Raw genomic sequence first — 17,857 nt, 5'->3', positions numbered from 1 at the left:
TCCGGGCATGATGAAGACACGCGCGATGGCCCGCTTCGCCGCACCTCTGTTTCTTGCTGTCGCTGCAGGGTGCTGCGTGTCCTACCCTGTGGAGCGAAGGGCGGAGCTCTTAACGGCGCCGCCCGCAGTGCCCGCGGCCGTGACGCTGAGTGTGATGAGCTACAACCTGGAAGGTCTCACTTGGCCAGCGCGGGTCGGTCGACGACCATTTCTCGCGGAGATTACGCAGGAGTTCGCGCGCATGAAAGCAGCGGGCGAGCTACATGACGTGATCGGCTTCCAAGAGGCTTGCATTACCGACGCGCTGCGCACCGCAGCAACGACCCCGCTTGCAAACCTTGCCCTTGGCCCGCGCGCGCCGACCCCCTCGGGCTTGCCGAAAAGCCGCGATCCCGTGATCCGCAAACGCAATTATTTGCGCGGCGAATGGGGTATCCGCTTCATGGGCAGCGGCCTTGCCATCGCTTCTCGGTATCCGATCATTGCCCAGTTCAGCCAGCCTTACGGACCGACCAGCTGCGCCGGCTGCGACTGCCTCGCCAACAAGAGGGTACTGTTGGTGCGGATTGTAGTGCCGGGCCTGCCCGACCCGGTCGAAATCGCCACCACTCACATGAATGCGCAAGGCGCCTCGAAAGCACCGCCGGAAAAGCACCTCGCAGCGCACAACGCCCAGTCGGCCGAGCTTGCCAACTTTCTGGACAAGTTCAGCACTCCGCAGAGCCCGCTGGTGCTCGCTGGCGACTTCAACATGCGCCGCAGCCCAGCGCGGCTCGAAGCCTTCCAGCAACAAAACGGCTAACAGCTTGCCCGCCGTTACTGTCTTGAAGCCGACCTCCGATAGGTGGAAACATCCTATCTCGGTGTCCACCAAACCGGCAGCAGGCCACCGTGCAGGTTATCTGCGAAGAGCATATTGCCGAGCTGGGACGTAGCGCGGCGGCTTAGTCTTGCAGGCCCGATCGAAGGGACAACGCGAATGCCTTCAATCTCGTCCGAGGCAGTGGGCGACCGAGAGGACGCTGCGGAAAGCCGCAGGTTGAGGATGGCCCTGAACCGCATGCACCGGATCAACGGCCCCATTCCATCAGCGCGTGGAACACGACGGATCATTAACAGTTATTTCGTTTGTTTCACTTATTGCATTTGTGATGCTGATTGTGTATATCGCGCCCACAGCCATGGAGGAGGATCCTATGAGCGACCAGGCTCTCTCTCAACGGCCGCCCACCGACACTGAAGTCAAGCAAGCGTCCGAGGCGGCAAGGGCGCTCGCAACCGCGCTCACGCCTGCCGGGCTTCCATTTTCCGTTCTCAGGGATGGGGACCAGACCAACGTCGAGCTGCCGCCTGCGCTCGGACAGCTTGTGCTTGATGTTCTGACGCATGTTGCTCGCGGCGAAATGGTCACCTTCGTTCCCTATGGGGCCGAGCTCACCACCAAGGAGGCAGCGGATCTCCTGAATGTCTCCCGTCCTTTCCTCATCTCGATGCTAGATGAGGGGAAAATCGGGTTTCACAAGGTTGGCTCGCATCGGCGCATTCGCGCATCCGACGTCCTTGAATTCAGAGACAGGCGCGACAAGGATCGAAGCCAGGCTATGGATGAGCTTCAAAGGCTTGGTCAGGAGTTCGACGCCGGTTGAAATGCGTAGCTGATCGCTTTGTCGTGGTGCTTGATGCCAATGTCCTTTACCCGTTTCGAGTAAGGGATGCCCTGCTTCGGTTCGCCGAGGCGGGCCTTTTCCGTGCGCGCTGGTCCCCTGCAATTCTGGATGAATGGCGCCGCAATCTCCTGGCAAGCAAGCCGCACCTGGAAGAAAGCATCGATTCTCAATTCGAGGCGATACGCAACGCGTTCCCCGAGAGTTGCGTGGAGGGAGGCCAGTCCTTGATAGACAGCCTCAATCTGCCCGATGAAAACGACCGACACGTCCTTGCAACTGCCATTCGCACCGGCGCGGAGCATATCGTTACCGAGAATCTGAGAGATTTTCCGGATGATGCGCTTGCCCAATACGGCATTACGGCAGTCTCGGCAGACGACTTTTTGTCGAGCACATACGAACTCTACCCATCAGAGGGCTTGGCGGCCCTGCGAACCATGCGCCGCGCCTATCGCCAGCCTTGCTTGACGCCCAGCGAGTTCATTTTCGATTTGCAGGTGAAAGGCCTTCCGAAACTGGCGTCTATGCTGAGGGAGAGCATCGACGTACTTTAGGTACCGAATGGATGCCGCAACCTAGTGACGGCTGCTTTGAGCCCCAGGAGCGGTCATACAGGTAGGTTCCGCGCTGTCGCAAAAGCTACCGTTCGCCGAGGTAGGCAGTGGATGGCGGCAATTGGGTGGAGAGCGGAGGGACCCTGTCTCTGTTCCCAATCGATGGCTACAATGTTGGAGCATTGAATTGCGTGGGGAGCACCGGCCGCGTGGTCAGTTATCAGGATGTCTATCCATCGCCGGCCATCTTGCGCAGCTTCGACATTGTCCGGCCGCGTGCCGCCGAATTGCTCAATCTCGAATATTTCGAGGCGGAACCTGCCCGGATGCCGCAGGCGATCTTCTCACAGCATCACTTGCTGCTCAATCTGCGCGAGACGCCGATGCGCGTCGAAAACTGGCGCGACGCGGTCCACCGCGATTTCATCTTTCTGCCCGACGAAATCGTGCTGACTCCTGCCGGCATCCGCAGCGGCTGGCACTGGCATGAAAAGTCGAAGGTGATCGTCATCACGATCGTGCCGGACATGCTCGACCGTTTTGCGACCAGCGAGCTCGGGCTTGTGCTGGGCCGGCGTCAGTTGCGGGACGTTCCTCAGGCGCTTGACGCCGATCTCTGCCAATCGGGAACGATGCTGCTCGACGCCTTGCGAAATCGGGCAACCGGTTCGCAGGTGATGTATGAATCCTTCGCCCGCATCTTCCTGGTCAAGTTGATCCAGCGCTTTGGCGATATGCGCAGCGAGGCGCTGGATTTCAGTCGGGGCTTCACCGTCAGCCACTACAAGCGGGTGCTCGATTTCGTCGCAGACCGGTTCGGCGGGCCAATCTCCATCGAGGCGATGGCACGCGTGGCTGGCTTGAGCCCGGCCCACTTCTCACGGCTTTTCAAGGAAGTGTTCGGGGACAGCCCTTATCAGTTCGTGATGGACTACCGGGTGGAGCAGGCCAAGCGGATGCTCAGCGAACGCGGTCGCCCCATGGCGGACATCGCGCTTGCTTGTGGCTTTGCCGATCAGGCGCATTTCAGCCGCATCTTTAAGCGGCTGACCGGACAAACGCCCCGGACATTCCGCGCGGGCCGATAGCAGGATCGTTCAAAAACATCCGATCACCCTTCAAGCCTGACCCCATCGTTCGCGGCAAAAGCATCTCGTCACTTCAGACCGAGGAGCACAGCATGAACAGAGTCGCCACCATCACCAAAGCCCGCTTCCCCAGCGCAGAGGCCGGCGTCGATCTCGTCGGCGATCTCTATGCCCCATTGTTTGCCCGGGCCGACAGCACCGCCTTTGTGATCATCGGGCCGATGACGTTCCAGAAGGAGCAGGCACCGACGCAATATGCCCGGCGGCTCGCGGCGATGGGCCATAGCGCACTGGTGTTCGACCCACGCTATCGCGGCGAGAGCGGCGGTGAACTGCGGGCTTGGGAGAACCCGTTCCACAAGGTTGCCGACATCATCAGCGCAACGGCGTTCCTGCGCAACCAGCACGGCGTCAACCCGGATCGGGTGATCGGCCTTGGCATCTGCCAAGGCAGTTCGGAAATGCTGCGCGCCGTCGCGGAAGACGACATGCTGAAGGCCGGCGTCACGCTCGCGGGCCATTACCGCGACCATGAAGGTGATATCGCCTGGCTAACCGAAGCGGGTTATGCCGCGCGCCTAGCCCAGGGCCAGGCTGCCAAGGCGAAATACGACGCCACCGGCGAGATCGATTATGTCGCGGCCGTCGACGAGGTCGATATGAACGTCGGGATGCCGGGCAAGTTCGTGTGGGATTGGTATCACGTCTGGGCCGACAAGGGCCTGTGGGAGAACCGCTACGCCGTGATGAGCGATGCGGACCTGCTACCCTATGAATCGATCAGCGCCGCTCAAACCCTCAACAAGCCCTATCTGCTGATCCACAGCGACAACAGCTTCCTACCCGATGCCGCCCGGCGTCACTTCGAGGCCATGCCCTCGGCGCGCAAGACCCTCATCTGGGACGGGGACACGCCGCATCTGAGCTATTACGATCAGCCCGAGGTCCTCGACCGGACTGCCGCATCGATCGATAAGTGGGTCGCTGACCTCTGACGAGCGATCAAAAGCTCGTTTCGTAGATAAACGCGGTCCACGCTGATGCCACGAAACGAGCATGATCGACCGATTTTGGGTCGCTTCCAGACGCCCATACAAGAGGTCGCGCATCTGGCCGCTAAGCGCCTCAATTGAGGCCATTCGACAACAGCTTGAGTATGCCCGAAAGCCGCCGTCCGTTCAGAAGGCTAGCGATGTCTGCTAATGTGTAGAAAGCCGACGATCAGTTGCCGACTTCGCAACGATGGTTTTCCCTATAAATTACGGGTTACCCTTCGCTTCAGGGTCGGCGCTGGTCGTATTCGCTCTGCCGCATAACCCGGGTGGTCGTGCGCCCACCCTCCGTCACGCGGACAGTTACCCAGGGATCTGCAACCGGAGCACCTGCCGCCTGCCGCGCCGCCGCCATCGCATTGCTGAAGGCAGCGGCATTCGCACCCCGTCGGCGCAGGTCGGCCTCATAGGCGCGCCGACTGGCTGCCATCTGGTCCGACCTTGCGAACACCTCCGCCGACACCCCAAGCCTGCGTGCATCACCGTATAGATGCTGCGGAATACCACATTTCTCGTACCAGCGCTTCAGATATGGGTCGCCTAGCGGAGCGACTAAATCGTAATAGGATTCGTAGCATCCTCCCCCGCGCTGCGAATAGTTCTTCTCGAATGTCGCGACCGCTAGGGCCTGGGCGTCGGCAACCGTCTTCAGTCGCGCGGCTTCTTGTTGCTGCGCCATTAGCAGGTTGAACTGCCTTGCCTGTACGGCAAATTCTTTTTGCCATTGATCGTGCGCAGCAAACGCCTGCTCCGCCGAGGCGAAACTGTTGCGCTCTCCCGCACGAGGGCTCGACATCCCAAACATTACGATGCCCCAGTTATCGTTGCCGGCAGTCTTTCCGGCGAGCACGAATGTGTTACTCGCGCGCGGACCGAAATCGCGAAACGCGAGCGCAGAATAGCGCTCTGGGCGCGGTGCTAGCGGCAGCTTGCCCTCGTGCCATTGCGGCAGGGCGACTTCAAAACCCTTTGCACCACGATATACCGCTCCCCAGATGGGCGGATCATTGGCCGTGCCCGACCGCAATAGCGTCAGGCCGATTACGTCTTCGGGCATCGGAATCAACTGACCCTGTCTGTCGATCGGGGTGTATAGCCAGGAATTGGGAAATCCGGGGCCCATTGGCATCATACGGCTCACGAGGAGGGTCGTGGGGGGCGTAGGGCTAAACGCCCGGATGGTAACTGTTCGGACGAGTTCAATAAGCCCAACCGCCGTGCCTGCCGGATCGCCGGCGCTGTTAAGCGGCACGGAAATCGCCGATCCGTCGGGCGCGGTCATGTTCTGGAACACCATTCCGCCGATTTGCGGAAACAGGAGATCCCTCAGCTGTTCCTGTGTCCTACCATCATAAATCGAGGCGCCCCGAAAATCCTGCCCAAAACGGTCAGTGCCGAATACCGCCTTGCCGCCAACGCCTTCCACGACCTTCGGCTGGTAACTGTGGCCCGAAAAAATCGTAGCATTCACTGTTGTGGAATCGCCGGGCTTGATCGGTGCTATTGCAATTACCAGCGGCATCACAACCGGTGGATTCGTTGCCATTACATTCCCGGTCTGACCCGGATACAGCGCTTGCTCCAAGGTTGGCCCCGACAGTGGCAGTGCAGGTCCAGGCTTCTTGCCAAACATCACCAGGGCCGGCTTGCCGAAATCCAGTTTCGCAATCCCGTGCTTCGCTGACAGCGGAATAATCTCCCCATCTGCTTGGTGCAGCAGCTTGCCAGACACATCGAGCACCCGCCAGCGCTTATAGCTGCTTACGCCCTGGCAATATTCACTGACAAGCTGGAGGCGGACAAGCTCGTCGCTGTCCGGCTCACGCGGGACATCGACTTGGTGTTCGATCTTCGGCTTTCCCAGTTTCTTGCACTTAGCCTGAGCATAGGAGGGCGATGGCGTAAGCAGTAGCGACATCACAATGGCGCATGCTGCAGTTATTATTCCCATGACGCGCATCGTGTCCCCCCTTTTACTTCCAGACGTGTGGCTTGCATGTTCCCCGTCAGGCGCTTCGTGGCATGAGCACGTTAAGCCACAGCTCTCCTACAGCAATTCGATCATATCCGGTCACAACGCCTAAGCTTGATCTTCAGCAAATGTGCGCATGTCGGCAAGATGGAACAACTCATTTCTGATCAAGATCTGCGCAGGCTGCTGCGGGTTTGGGCGGCAGCTTTCCACTTCTCGTAACGGGGAACCTTACAGTCAGGTTCCTGCACATGAATTATCGGAACGCTATTGGCAAACTGGTCAGGCAGCAAAGCGCCCCAATTGTCGCCGTTTAGCGACGCGATCAACCAACCCGGAAGCAGCCGTACGTTCATTGTCGTCGCGCCACGCGCAGAACGACCGGCTTTGGGACTTTGCCGCCGTTCTAAGAGATGTGTCGAATGGCGGTCTTTGTCAGGAGCCGACATCTGGAGTTTGCCCGACCGGCACCGCAGAACGGCAGCAATGGCCATCATCGGAACCGCATTTCTGTGTGCAGCGGCTATTGAAAAATGCGCCGTCTGATATGGTGCACCGATGATCGAAACCGATGCGCAGCCTGACGACACGATTCCGGCGATGCGGTTCGCACACGTCATCGCCAGCACGACCTATCCGATCGTCTCCGCCTACGAGTTCGATGTGCTCCAAGAGGAGAAGGTCATCCGAGAGCGGTGGAACGATTCCACAATCTATCTCATTGTCCAGCGACCGCTGACCTATTTCGACAATGTCGTGATTGACGACACCTTCGTCCATTTCGAGATCGCTGATGGCCAAAATCCGCCGCTGGTATGTCGGATAAACCTCGTCACCAACGATATCGGTAAGGTTGGCGAGACGGTTGATATCGAGGTCGGCTTCCACTCGGACGAACCTGGCGATGTGCAGCCATTCCGCAATGTCGGCGCGTTCAAGCTGTATCGCGAGAACGGTGACTTCATTCTTTGGTGGAGCCCCCAGAAGCTGCTTTACGAGATGTTGGTCAAGAATTTGGTCGTCGAGATCGCTGAGGGGGGCAACCCGTTCGCCTTCCTCGACTTCAAGGTCCATTATATCGGCCAGAACTTCTCGCAGAAAGTCTGGGACCGTCTAACCGGCCACAAGAAGCTGCAGCGCATCCTGACCCGGGAGCGCGAGGTAGGCCGGGCACCGGAGGCGCGTGCCCCATTTGAGATTTCGCTTATCATCCTGCAGGTCACCGGGCTCGACGATATGCCAATGATCGGAGGTGGTCCCGACCATCCCATGGCCGGCCCCAATCCGATCATTCATAAGCTGAAACTTGAGGAAGAAGCGTTGGAGCGCTTTCAGCATACTTCGCCGGTACAGCTCGGCGATGAGGCCCTGACGCGCGAACTTGAGGCGTTCCTCATCCACAATTTTAAGCCCGCCTACAATCAGATCCTCTTTGACAATTACCCCAAAATTGCTGGCGGGATGCGGTCCAAGGGCTACAGTTGGACGGAGTTCACGCTCGATCTTCTGCCAGCCTTTCTCTACACGGACCACTATACCATGGAGCCTTGGAGCATGCCGGACGAGGATTAGATCGTGCCGCTTCGATTAATCCTCGTAAAAGCTGCCTTTATCGACGTCGGTGAACGAGCCAAGCTTTCGCAAATGCGGCCTGATTTTTGTGATCCACTCGCCCTTGGAGCGATCCACCTTGGTCTGCGAGATCCTGAGCGCGTCGAAAAATCTCGGGGCATCCAGCAATTCGATGGGCATGCCGAGGGCGCTGAAGCGGCCCGCGTCCTCGACGGCGCCCGAGCGGAACGACGATGTCGTGACGAACATTCCCTTGGTGAACCCAGCAATGATCATCGCGCCCATCAGGCTGTGTATCTGGGTCGCCTCGACCTTGTTCTTCCATCGTTTGACCTGAACGCCGATCCGCTTCTCGCCGGCAGACAGAATGACATCGATTCCGCCGTCGCCTGAATAGGCGGTCACCTCGGCGACATAGCCATGATCCGCGAAGACGCTTCCCACCGTCAGCTCGAAAAGGCGCGGATTCATCTGCAGCCGGTCCTCATATTTGGCTGTCAGATAGTCTCGGACCTCCTGCAATGGCGTCTCGACGTTGGTGAGGTCGAGTTTCTTGAGAACTCCGAATGACCCTAGCTCATACACGGCGGTCGAATAGTGGTCGATCCGCTCCCTGGCTTCGCCCCGCGCATTCCACCACCCGCAGATTTGGCAGATGCCGACCCACACCTTCGTGAAATAGCCGAGGCGCCCATCGTCCGTTTCAGGATCGAGTTTCTTGAGCCGCGCGCGGCAAAACGGGCACGCGTCAACGAGGTAGGCCCTTTCGATCAATTCATAAGCACACTGCGCATAATCCCAAACCGACATCGCAAAGCCTCCCGAATGTCTCGCACATTACAACCATGTTGCGTGACCTCTGTCGAAGAATCGATCTATGGTAGCGAGGTGAATGCGGGTCGGGTGACTACGAGTGAAGGACGTCGCACACCCTTAACTTGCCGCTCTTGCCGCGGCTCTGATGGCAGCTCACGTTCAGAACAGTCGTTGCGCAACGAGCTCAGGAATGACCAGACTTGGTCGGAAGCTCACGTTGGACCTCATGGCGGATTGAACGTCTGCTTCTCGCATTCTCGCGCATGAAAGCAGACGGGCCGCTACCGGCCCAAAAGCTGCGGGACTGGTTTCATCTTCAGCTGCCGGTCGGGAATGCGCCCCAATATCAGTCATTCAGCCCTGGCTGGCGAATCCTAAAAGCGGTCGTTCGTTCAGTCTGCCGCGAAAGGTTCACTGTGTGGAGAGCGAATGTTGCAGACATCGCACTTAGACCCCGTAGCGTTTGTTTCCGCCGCTGGTGATGCAATAGCGCCCGCCGCGCGGCCCGATACAGACGGTGCCACCAGAGCAAGGGCATCCGCCCGGGGCGTAGCTCCGGGACTTACGTCCGGTGCGCGATTTCCTGGTCCGCTTCGTCTTGCGAGTCGCACTTGGTGTGTAGTCGCCGGTGAAGCGCGACGCGCTGGTAGACGCGGAAGAACGGTACGTCTCGCCGCTGGAAGTCGTTGGGCTCTTCAGCTCCGTAGATGCGAACGCGCGCGCCGGCGCATTGCCAGAGCTTGCCGCCGGCATTGTCGCGCCGCTGTCGTCCGCCTGCCTCCGTCCGTGCATGGCCCTGGGGATCGCGGCTTCGTTCCGATGCTGGCCGCGATCGCTCGCGAGAAAGGCGTTTCGGCCTTCATCGGTGCCGGCGAGAACCGCTGGACGGCAGTGCACCGGCTCGATGCGGCGCGTGTCTATCGGCTGGCGCTGGAGCACGGTGCGACATCGCGGGCATACCACGCGGTCGCCGAAGAACAGGTCGCGTTCCGCACGATCGCGGAGGCGATTGGCCGGCAACTCGGGTTGCCGGTACGGTCGATTTCCGCAGACGAAGCAGCAAGGCATTTCGGCTGGTTCGCAGCGTTCGCAGCCATGGACACACCTGCATCCAGTGCGCAAACCCGCGCGATGCTGGGCTGGCGGCCGGAGCAGGTCGATCTGCTGACCAATCTGCTTTCCGGGGATTATTTCATTTAGCCGTCTGTGTGAAAGATGGCGGGCTGACTAGTGTCGGCCCCGCCATTCATAGGTGCAGATCTCACGCGTCGAAGCCTGCATCAACCGCGAAGGTAGAGCCATTCCTGAAACGCGCGGCGCGACCGTTAATCCACCCGACTAACGTTGAATTAGCGGCGGGTGCCCAGCTGTAGCGTTTAAGTCTACGTTGCGCCCCAAAAGCGGTTATTCGAACAGATTTACGCCAGCCCCGAAACCTGTCGTTCCATCGGTGCTGTTTGAAATGGCTGCATTTGGGTGGAAAGCTGCCACTCAGTTTAGAACGATCAATACCGCAATGGCAGCAAGTGTGCCGCTGATAAAGATAATCCGCGCGGCAGTCGGATGACGCTTGAACCACGATCCAAACATCGTGTTACCGAGCCATGCGCCGATACCGGCGGTAATCCAGTCGTCCATCGTCCAACACCTTTAACGAGACAACTTTAGCGAACATTTTGAATGTCCGCTACAGGGTTGCTAGCTGCCGTTGGACTGCAGGCTTGCTGGCCCGGCAACTAAGCGCCCAAATTCCCGCCGTTCGTCATGGGCGGTGACGAACTGGCCTGCCGCCGGTTTGGTGGACACCGAGATAGGATGTTTCCACCTATCGGAGGTCCACGATGCAACGAAGGAAGTTCAGCCGCGAGTTCAAGCTTGAGGCGGTGAGGTTCGTGCGCGAGCGCGGTGTCGCGGTTGCGCAGGCTGCTCGTGATTTGGACGTGCAGGAAATCGCGATGCTGGCGGAAAAGGGGCCCTTCAGGTTCCGCCCCAGTTGCAGCTATACCGTGGAGCCTGTAGCTCCCAAACAGCGCTAGCCTCAAAAGCTAGATTGGGAGAAAGCGTTGATCGACATCGTGTTCGTACTGTTCCCTCTGACAATTGTTGGGGCTCTATGGACGATCGGCTTCGCGCTGCATCGGCAGGGCAGGGGCGGCCCATTGGTCAAGGCAACTTTCTGGTGGTGGAATAATGGCCGCTGAAGTACTTTTTGACACTGCAAACGGCAGCTTCCCACCCAGTCGCAGACATTGAACCGTCAGCGGCGGTCGCCTGACAACTGACGGTCAGCTTTGCACCGTTCTCAGCCAAGACCTGCCATTCCTCAAACGGCCCATTAGCGGCCTATCTGCAATTGCAAGAACCAGCTAGTCGGCAAAGCGCCCTAATCAGGACCATTCAGGCGGGTGGCCCGCGGTCCCGATAGCTGCCGCTCGCCAAGGTAGCTGTGAATGGTAGCAATTGGGTGGGGAGATGACTGGCTGCTCTGATCGATCTGAAACGGGCGTGCCTGGAAAATGATCAGTCATGCCGAGGGCGTTCAGCTATCAATCAATGCGCGCCTGAGGAAGGCGATAACCCGCAGCCAGCTATCGGCCCGCGCAGCGGTATTGCCTTCCACGCTGCCGCCATATTCCCCTAATCTAACAGACCTCCCGCAGGCACGCAGCAATTCACAATGGATCGTGCACCAGACGACAAGTTCACGCCGCAGCTTTTGCCTATGACAGTCGACAAGCAGAACCTTGGGAGTGGCCCTCATGAGCGTGACCGATCTGTTGAAGCCTGTTTCCGGTGATCCAGCTTGGCGCGGCGACCGTCTCTCGGACCGAGAAGACTGGATTTACGAACTTTCAGCCGACCAGCTTGAAGAACTGGAAGAACTAGGCAGTCGGTTTGTTGAACAAGACCCTGATTTGCGATGGGTTCATGCGTCCGATTATCCCTTGAATCTAACCTTGGACGCTGTCGAGGCTTGGCGACAAACCGTCGATTTCGGAAGGGGCTTCGTGCTGGTCCGCGGCCTGCGGACCCATCTTTATTCTGATGCTCTGTCAGCAGCGATCTACTACATCCTCGGCCTGCATATGGGTGACCCTATTCGTCAGAACGAGATGGGCGACTTGATCGACCATGTTTATGCGACATCGGACAAAACGATGGACGATCCGACCGCGCGCTCCTCCAAGGTGCGCGACAAGCTCGTCTACCATTCCGACAGCTCGGATATTGTCGCTCTGATGTGCCTGCGACCGGCTCGGAAGGGCGGCTTATCCTGCCTCGTGTCCGGTGCGGAGATCTACAATGAGATCCTTCGCCGCCGACCCGATCTTGCCCCCCTTCTGCTTGAGCCGTTCCACTGGGACTGGCGCCGACAGGACACCGAATCGCCTGAGCTGACTTACACATCTCCGGTCATTTCAATGAAGGATGGCGTGTTCAGCATGTATGCCGGCTCACTCTACATCCTGACCGCCCAGGAATATCCTGGCGTGCCGCAGCTGACCGCTGACCAGGTCGAGGTCCTGCAGCTGTTCGACGAGATCACCTACGAGCCTGGCATGGCAATCGAAATGGATTTTCGTCCCGGCGACATCCAATGGCTTTCCAACTATGCCGCGCTTCACGCCCGCACGGCGTTCACCGACTGGCCCGAACCCCAGCGCCGCCGACACCTCCTTCGCCTCTGGCTGAGCAGCAAGACCGATCGCCCGGTGGTCCCCGATTTTGGCAAGAATGGCGTGGTCCAGCACCGTTCCGCGCCCAGGAAGGGCACCGCCGAACATCCGGAAGCGCGCTTCGATATTGCTACCGCTGCCGTACCACGCCTGATCGCTTGATCCAGAGGCTAGGCAGCAATGCATTCAGGCACTGCGCCCGAATGCATCGCGGTAAACCAGGTCGCTGAGCGGCTTGCGGCTGCTCGGGAGTTCGCGGCTTCGGAGCCCTTCCGGCAAATCCGATGGGTCACCGATCCGGCCGATCGCCGCCGCTGCCTCGATCCGGTATTCATCGGGCAATTGAAGGGCACCCCGCGCCCTCGCCTCGTCAAAGCCCGTCATGCCATGCGCGAACAGGCCTGATCGGACAGCCTGGAGCGCAAGCTGGGCCCAGGCAGCGCCAGTGTCGAATGAATGACTATAGGATGGAGACGTTGCCGTGCCGTCGGCATCTCGGGTCCAGCCATCGGAAACGATATAGATCAGCGCCGAAGCACTGGATGCCCAGCCCTGATTGAACGGGATCAGTGTATCCAGCAGCAGCGACCATGCCGGCGTATCGCGCAAGGCATAGATGAAGCGCCAAGGCTGGCCATTATAGGCAGATGGCGCCCATCGAGCCGCCTCGAACAGCGTCATGAGCAGATCGGGTGCGAGGGCGCTGCCGTCAAAGGCGCGCGGGGACCAGCGGTCAGTGAACAAGGCGTCGACAGGATAGGCAGGCGTCCGCACGTCGGAACCGCTCATCGGCATTCTCCAAATCAGGTTTTCAAGGTCAAAACGGCCGATCGCCCTTGATGGTCACGCGATAACCGGACCGGGTCTGGGGAAAATAGTCCCAGATTGCCGAATGCTGGACAGCCCGGTTGTCCCAGAAGGCAATCGAATTGGTCCGCCAGCGGAACCGGCATTGATATTCCGGCCGCTGCACATGTCGGACAAGGAAGCCCAGCAGGGCTTCGGCCTCATCCTTGGGCAACCCGTCGATCTTCGCCGTGAACTGCTTGTTGACGAAAATTGCCTTGCGGCCACTGACAGGATGGGTGCGCACCACGGGATGCGAAGAGATGTTGAACTGCGTGCCGGGCGGGGCGATGGCACCAAAGACCCGTGCCGCATCATGCGTTGCGGTCAGTCCCTCCAGCATCCCCTTCATCCGGTCCGAAAGCCCGTCATAGGCAAGAAACATGTTTGAAAACGCCGTATCCCCGCCGGTCGGCGGCACCACCGCCATGTGAAGGATCGATCCCAGCGGCGGTTCAGGGTCACAGGTCATGTCCGAATGCCAGTCCTCGCCAGCCACGAATTTTGACTGGGCATCGGCATGGATCCGAACGACTTCGGGATGGCCGGGCACCGCCCATGCTGCCGATGCCGGCGCGACATGAATATCGCCGAACACCCGCGCCAAGGCCTTATGTGCCTCGAAATCGATCGCCTGGTCCCGAAAGAACAGCACCAGGTGTTCCGTCAGCGCCTGGCGCAGCATGTCGGCAGTTTCCTCGCCAATCGGCTGCATCAGGTCAATGTCCAGCAGTTCAGCCCCCATATGCGGGGTCAGCGGCTCAATCCGGAACGGTGCAGTCATAACTGATAGGGTCCGTTACTGAGGTCAGGAGGTTGCCATGCGGTCGGCATGGGCAGTCGACAGCGACAGGGCTTCCCATTGCTTCATCTCGGTTTCCAGCATCACGAAATGCTCCCGGGCATGCCGCAGCGCATCCTCGCCAAGAAACAGGTGTCGCGGCGGCAGATCGGCGCCAAGCGCTGCCAAAATGGCCGCTGCGCAGCGATCGGGATCGCCAGCCTCATGCCGATGCCCCGCCATCAGGCTCTGCCTCGATTGCCGCGCGCCAGTGTCATAGTCCGCAATCCGCCCGCTCGCCTCGACGAGGCTGTCGCCGGCAAATGCGGTTCGCATCCCGCCGGGTGCGACATTCGTCACCGCGATGCCGAGCGGCGCTAGTTCCTGGGCCAGGGTCTGGCCGATGCACTCCAGCGCATATTTGCTCGCCCCATAGATGCCGGTACCCCACCATGGAGCAAAGCCGCTGAGCGAGGTAATGATGACGATGTGGCCGCTGCGCCGCTCCCGCATTGCTGGCAGAGCAGCCTGGATCAAGGCCACTGCCCCGAACAGATTGACGTCCATCAGGGCCCGGGCTTCGGCAATGCCGGTTTCCTCGATCGCGCCGACCATGCCATAGCCCGCATTGCTGACCAGCAGGTCGATGCGGCCCAGCAACGCTTCGGCGGTGGCGACTGCTGCGGGGATCGAGTGGTGATCCCCAAGGTCGACGATCAATGCATGGGCACGGCCAGGCGCCATGGCCTCGAACCGTCGGCGATCAGCATCGGTCCGAACGGTCCCGACCACATAATCCCCGCGTTCCAGGGCGGCGCGCGCCAGCGAGTGGCCGAGGCCGCGCCCTACCCCCGTGATCAACCAGTTCGACACATTCAGCCCCGTCATTTGCGATCAACCGATAGGGTTCACCAAGCCTGCAGGCTTGGCGGCCCTGCCAGGAAAACTTGGCCACCGGCGCACGCGCGCTCGTCGTGCTTGCGCCTCGGCGTCGGCTGGGCTTGCTGATCGGAATGTATGGAGGGAAGGATGCCCGTTGATATCCAGGTCCTGGGGTCGATTAATGTCGACCATCTTCTGTCGGTCGAGCGACTGCCCCAGCCGGGCGACACCGTGCTGGCTCAAACCATTCATCGGCTGCCGGGAGGCAAGGGCGCCAATCAGGCGGTTGCCGCCGCCCGGATGGGCGCGCAGGTCGCCATGACCGGCGCGACCGGCATGGATGGCGAGGGCACGTGGATGCGCCAGATCTTGTCAGACGAGGGTGTCGATATCGATGGGATCGGCACGATCAAGACCGCGCCGACCGGCGCCGCGTTCATCGCCGTCGATGCCAAGGGCGAAAACCAGATCATCGTCAGCCCCGGTGCCAATGCCATGCTGACGTCCAGCAAAACGGTTGATGCCTCGGTCGTTCTTGCCCAGCTCGAAATCCCGATGGCAGTGATCGAGGACCGGTTCGCTGGCGCTGCCGCACTGCGACTGCTCAACGCCGCTCCGTTCGTGCCGGATGCCGTTCGCCTGTTCCCACACGCCGACATCGTGATCGTGAACGAGCATGAATTGGCAGGTTATGCCGGACATGGCACCATCACCGAGCGCACGGCAATCGTCGACAGCGCTCGCAGTCTATTGAGCCGCACGGAACAAACGATCATCGTGACGTTGGGGGCGCTGGGGGCCATCGCCGTGACGAACAAGAGCTATCACCCTGTTGCCCCACTGCCCGTGATCCCCCGCGACACTGTTGGGGCGGGGGATTGTTTTTGCGGCGCGCTTGCCGCGCAACTGGCAGCCGGCGCGTCGCTCGACAACGCGTTGACGCTCGCCAATACAGCGGCGGCAATGTGCACCCTTGGCGTTGGCGCCATCCCGGCAATGCCGCACCGGGCAGCCGTCGAGGCAGTGCTGGCCGGCGCCGCCACCCGACCTGACCAACAGAATATGCGCTGACGATCAAGTATCGTTCCGCGCCGTGCCTAGACTGGCGGTGTTCAGCGGAGGGATTGAATGACGCAGCTGCCCCGCCCCGAGGCGTTCGACCTACCATCCGACACCGGGGGCAAGGACCTCGGTATATTCCTGCCCATGGCGAACGGGGGCTGGATCATGTCAAAAAACGCCCCGCCGCTCGATGGATCCTATGAGTATAACCGGCGGGTCGCTCTTGCTGCAGAGGCCGCAGGACTCGACTTCGTCATGGCGATGGCAAAGTTCAAAGGCTATGGCGGCGAGATCCGGCACTGGGAAAGCTCGCTGGATTCCGTGCTGTTGATGGCAGCGCTCGCCGAGGCGACGAGCCGGGTCAAGATTTGGGCCACGATCCACACCATCCTGCAAAATCCTGGCGTGGCGGCCAAGATGCTCGCCACGCTCGACCAGATCAGCCAGGGCCGCGCCGGGCTTAATCTGGTTACAGGCTCCTATCGTGGCGAATTTGCCCAGTTCGGCGCCTGGCCGGAAGGCGTCGATCATGATGGTCGCTACGACCTTGCCTATGAGTGGATCCGCGCGATCAAGCGGCTGTGGACCGAACCATCGGTGACGATGGACGGCAAATATTTCCAGCTCGACAATGCAACATCCTGGCCGAAGCCGGACAAGGCACCGTTCACGGTCTGCGCGGGGACATCGGCCAAGGGCATGCAGTTCACCGCCGATGAAATGGACGCCATCTTCCTTTCGGGCGGCGATCCGGTCGGTTTGGGCGAGGGCAGCCGCGCAGCCAAGGACGCGGCTGCTGCCAAGGGCCGCTATATGCGGACCTATTCTATGATGGCGATTGTCTTTGGCGATACCGATGCCGAGGCGCAGGCGACTGCGGACCATTTTAGGGCGGGCCTCGACGAGCAGGCCTTGCAGGGAATGCTGCGCGCCTATGGCTTTTTCGACACCGAGCAGGGCGGCAAGGAAAACGCCTTTGTCCAAAAGGCGCGGTCGACCTTCATGGCGCCCTATGTGCTGGGGACGCCCGAGACCGTTACCGACAGGCTGTCCGAACTGTTCGAGATCTCGGGCACTGACGGCCTGATGCTGATCTTTCCGGATTATCTCACGGGCATCCCCCTGTTCGGCCAGGAAGTGCTGCCGAAACTACGCGAGCGGTTTCCAGCGCGCATGAGCGAACTTGCGCATGGCTGAGGCCGACATCCTGCCCCATGTCGAACCAGAAGCACTGGCCCCCATGCTGGATCCGGCCACGACTGCGCTGGTCGTCGTCGATGTGCAGACGGATTTTGCATCGCCCCACGGTCTGCTCGGCCGGGTGGGTGTGGACCTGTCGAGCGTCCCGCCCGCGCTTGCCAACATCCAGGCGCTGATCGCCGCCGCCCGCACCGCCGGGGCCACGATTGCCTTCATGCGGGTCGTGACGCGGCCCGAAACCGATTCCGATGCGCTGAAGACACTGATGCTGCGCAAGGGGATGCCGGGGGGCGAGGCAATCTGCCGGATCGAGGATGGCGGCGCGGATTATTTCGGCGTGACACCCGAACCGGGAGACGTCGAAATCGACAAGCTGCTCTATGACAGCTTCCACGGCACCGACCTCGATGCCCAACTTCGCGCCCGCGGCGTTGAAACCCTTGTCATGACCGGGTTCAGTACTGATTGCTGTGTCGATCAGACCGCACGCGCAGCGTTTCATCACGGCTATCACGTTTTCATCGTGTCCGACGCCACGGCCGCCTATGATCCGACGCTCCACGCCAGCGCGCTCACCATCCTGCACAAGAATTGCGCCTTGCTGGTGACTGCCAGCAACGTGCTTCGCGCGTGGCGTTGAACTTGCTCGTGCAGCTGCATCCAAACCCCCTGCCGCCTTATCCGGGTC

17 protein-coding genes and 1 pseudogene are annotated in these 17,857 nt (G+C 60.3%); 12 read left to right on the top strand and 6 right to left on the bottom strand.

Annotated elements, in window-relative coordinates; all coding sequences use genetic code 11:
* Positions 1-7: 7 nt before the first annotated feature.
* The 5 genes from ACNI3Q_RS06910 to ACNI3Q_RS06890 all read left to right on the top strand — a co-directional run bounded on the left by ACNI3Q_RS06910 (position 8) and on the right by ACNI3Q_RS06890 (position 4,304).
* Positions 8-802: an endonuclease/exonuclease/phosphatase family protein gene (locus ACNI3Q_RS06910; RefSeq protein WP_426275167.1), complete on the top strand. Its 795-nt coding sequence runs from the start codon at positions 8-10 to the stop codon at positions 800-802.
* A 349-nt stretch (positions 803-1,151) separates the two neighbouring features.
* On the top strand, positions 1,152-1,646 hold the full coding sequence (locus ACNI3Q_RS06905; RefSeq protein ID WP_426275165.1) for a helix-turn-helix domain-containing protein: 495 nt from the start codon (positions 1,152-1,154) through the stop codon (positions 1,644-1,646).
* Between the two features lie 23 nt (positions 1,647-1,669).
* Positions 1,670-2,221 carry a PIN domain-containing protein gene (locus ACNI3Q_RS06900; RefSeq protein ID WP_426275163.1) on the top strand — a complete coding sequence of 184 codons (552 nt, stop codon included), beginning with the start codon at positions 1,670-1,672 and terminating at the stop codon, positions 2,219-2,221.
* Positions 2,222-2,328: 107 nt separating this feature from the next.
* Positions 2,329-3,309 (top strand): helix-turn-helix transcriptional regulator, encoded by a 981-nt coding sequence (locus ACNI3Q_RS06895; protein ID WP_426275161.1) that lies wholly within the window; start codon positions 2,329-2,331, stop codon positions 3,307-3,309.
* 92 nt (positions 3,310-3,401) lie between these two features.
* Positions 3,402-4,304, top strand: a complete 903-nt coding sequence (locus tag ACNI3Q_RS06890) for an alpha/beta hydrolase (RefSeq protein WP_426275159.1) — start codon at positions 3,402-3,404, stop codon at positions 4,302-4,304.
* Between the two features lie 283 nt (positions 4,305-4,587).
* On the opposite strand, the gene ACNI3Q_RS06885 is transcribed toward ACNI3Q_RS06890, so the two are convergent.
* The gene (locus ACNI3Q_RS06885; RefSeq protein WP_426275157.1) at positions 4,588-6,321 is read right to left on the bottom strand and encodes a protein kinase family protein; all 1,734 of its coding nucleotides are present in this window, start codon (positions 6,319-6,321) and stop codon (positions 4,588-4,590) included.
* A gap of 570 nt (positions 6,322-6,891) precedes the next feature.
* On the opposite strand from ACNI3Q_RS06885, the gene ACNI3Q_RS06880 reads away from it, so the two are divergent.
* Complete coding sequence (locus ACNI3Q_RS06880; RefSeq protein WP_426275155.1) at positions 6,892-7,905, top strand: hypothetical protein; 1,014 nt, start codon at positions 6,892-6,894, stop codon at positions 7,903-7,905.
* A gap of 15 nt (positions 7,906-7,920) precedes the next feature.
* Here the strand turns inward: ACNI3Q_RS06880 and ACNI3Q_RS06875 are convergent, their stop codons facing one another.
* A complete protein-coding gene (locus ACNI3Q_RS06875) occupies positions 7,921-8,715 on the bottom strand; it encodes a restriction endonuclease (protein WP_426275153.1) in 795 nt (264 codons plus the stop codon).
* An 825-nt stretch (positions 8,716-9,540) separates the two neighbouring features.
* On the opposite strand from ACNI3Q_RS06875, the gene ACNI3Q_RS06870 reads away from it, so the two are divergent.
* Complete coding sequence (locus ACNI3Q_RS06870; protein WP_426275151.1) at positions 9,541-9,921, top strand: Rossmann-fold NAD(P)-binding domain-containing protein; 381 nt, start codon at positions 9,541-9,543, stop codon at positions 9,919-9,921.
* Positions 9,922-10,212: 291 nt separating this feature from the next.
* On the opposite strand, the gene ACNI3Q_RS06865 is transcribed toward ACNI3Q_RS06870, so the two are convergent.
* Complete coding sequence (locus ACNI3Q_RS06865) at positions 10,213-10,359, bottom strand: hypothetical protein (RefSeq protein WP_426275149.1); 147 nt, start codon at positions 10,357-10,359, stop codon at positions 10,213-10,215.
* 203 nt (positions 10,360-10,562) lie between these two features.
* On the opposite strand from ACNI3Q_RS06865, the pseudogene ACNI3Q_RS06860 reads away from it, so the two are divergent.
* Both ACNI3Q_RS06860 and ACNI3Q_RS06855 read left to right on the top strand, forming a co-directional pair.
* Positions 10,563-10,670 (top strand): annotated as a pseudogene (locus tag ACNI3Q_RS06860) (transposase); the annotation flags it as partial.
* Between the two features lie 810 nt (positions 10,671-11,480).
* Positions 11,481-12,560, top strand: coding sequence for a TauD/TfdA family dioxygenase (locus ACNI3Q_RS06855; RefSeq protein WP_426275147.1), 1,080 nt, complete (start codon positions 11,481-11,483; stop codon positions 12,558-12,560).
* Between the two features lie 24 nt (positions 12,561-12,584).
* Here the strand turns inward: ACNI3Q_RS06855 and ACNI3Q_RS06850 are convergent, their stop codons facing one another.
* From ACNI3Q_RS06850 to ACNI3Q_RS06840, 3 genes are read right to left on the bottom strand one after another with little or no spacing between them, the layout of a single operon-like run.
* The gene (locus ACNI3Q_RS06850) at positions 12,585-13,187 is read right to left on the bottom strand and encodes a nitroreductase family protein (protein ID WP_426275145.1); all 603 of its coding nucleotides are present in this window, start codon (positions 13,185-13,187) and stop codon (positions 12,585-12,587) included.
* A 28-nt stretch (positions 13,188-13,215) separates the two neighbouring features.
* Positions 13,216-14,028: a TauD/TfdA dioxygenase family protein gene (locus ACNI3Q_RS06845; RefSeq protein ID WP_426275143.1), complete on the bottom strand. Its 813-nt coding sequence runs from the start codon at positions 14,026-14,028 to the stop codon at positions 13,216-13,218.
* 24 nt (positions 14,029-14,052) lie between these two features.
* A complete protein-coding gene (locus ACNI3Q_RS06840; protein ID WP_426275141.1) occupies positions 14,053-14,913 on the bottom strand; it encodes an oxidoreductase in 861 nt (286 codons plus the stop codon).
* Between the two features lie 129 nt (positions 14,914-15,042).
* Between ACNI3Q_RS06840 and ACNI3Q_RS06835 the strand changes: the two genes are divergently transcribed.
* From ACNI3Q_RS06835 to ACNI3Q_RS06825, 3 genes are read left to right on the top strand one after another with little or no spacing between them, the layout of a single operon-like run.
* A complete protein-coding gene (locus ACNI3Q_RS06835; RefSeq protein WP_426275139.1) occupies positions 15,043-15,978 on the top strand; it encodes a ribokinase in 936 nt (311 codons plus the stop codon).
* 57 nt (positions 15,979-16,035) lie between these two features.
* Positions 16,036-17,166 carry an LLM class flavin-dependent oxidoreductase gene (locus ACNI3Q_RS06830; protein ID WP_426275137.1) on the top strand — a complete coding sequence of 377 codons (1,131 nt, stop codon included), beginning with the start codon at positions 16,036-16,038 and terminating at the stop codon, positions 17,164-17,166.
* Entirely contained in the window at positions 17,159-17,809 is a 651-nt protein-coding gene (locus ACNI3Q_RS06825) for a cysteine hydrolase family protein (RefSeq protein WP_426275135.1), read from the top strand. Before ACNI3Q_RS06830 ends, ACNI3Q_RS06825 begins: the two co-directional genes overlap by 8 nt.
* Positions 17,810-17,857: the final 48 nt, after the last annotated feature.

It is taken from the genome of Sphingomonas eleionomae, assembly GCF_049889035.1.
Classification (GTDB): Bacteria; Pseudomonadota; Alphaproteobacteria; order Sphingomonadales; family Sphingomonadaceae; genus Sphingomonas.
The sequence above is the reverse complement of the archived record's forward strand: the minus strand, read 5'-3'. Positions and strand labels throughout refer to the sequence as shown.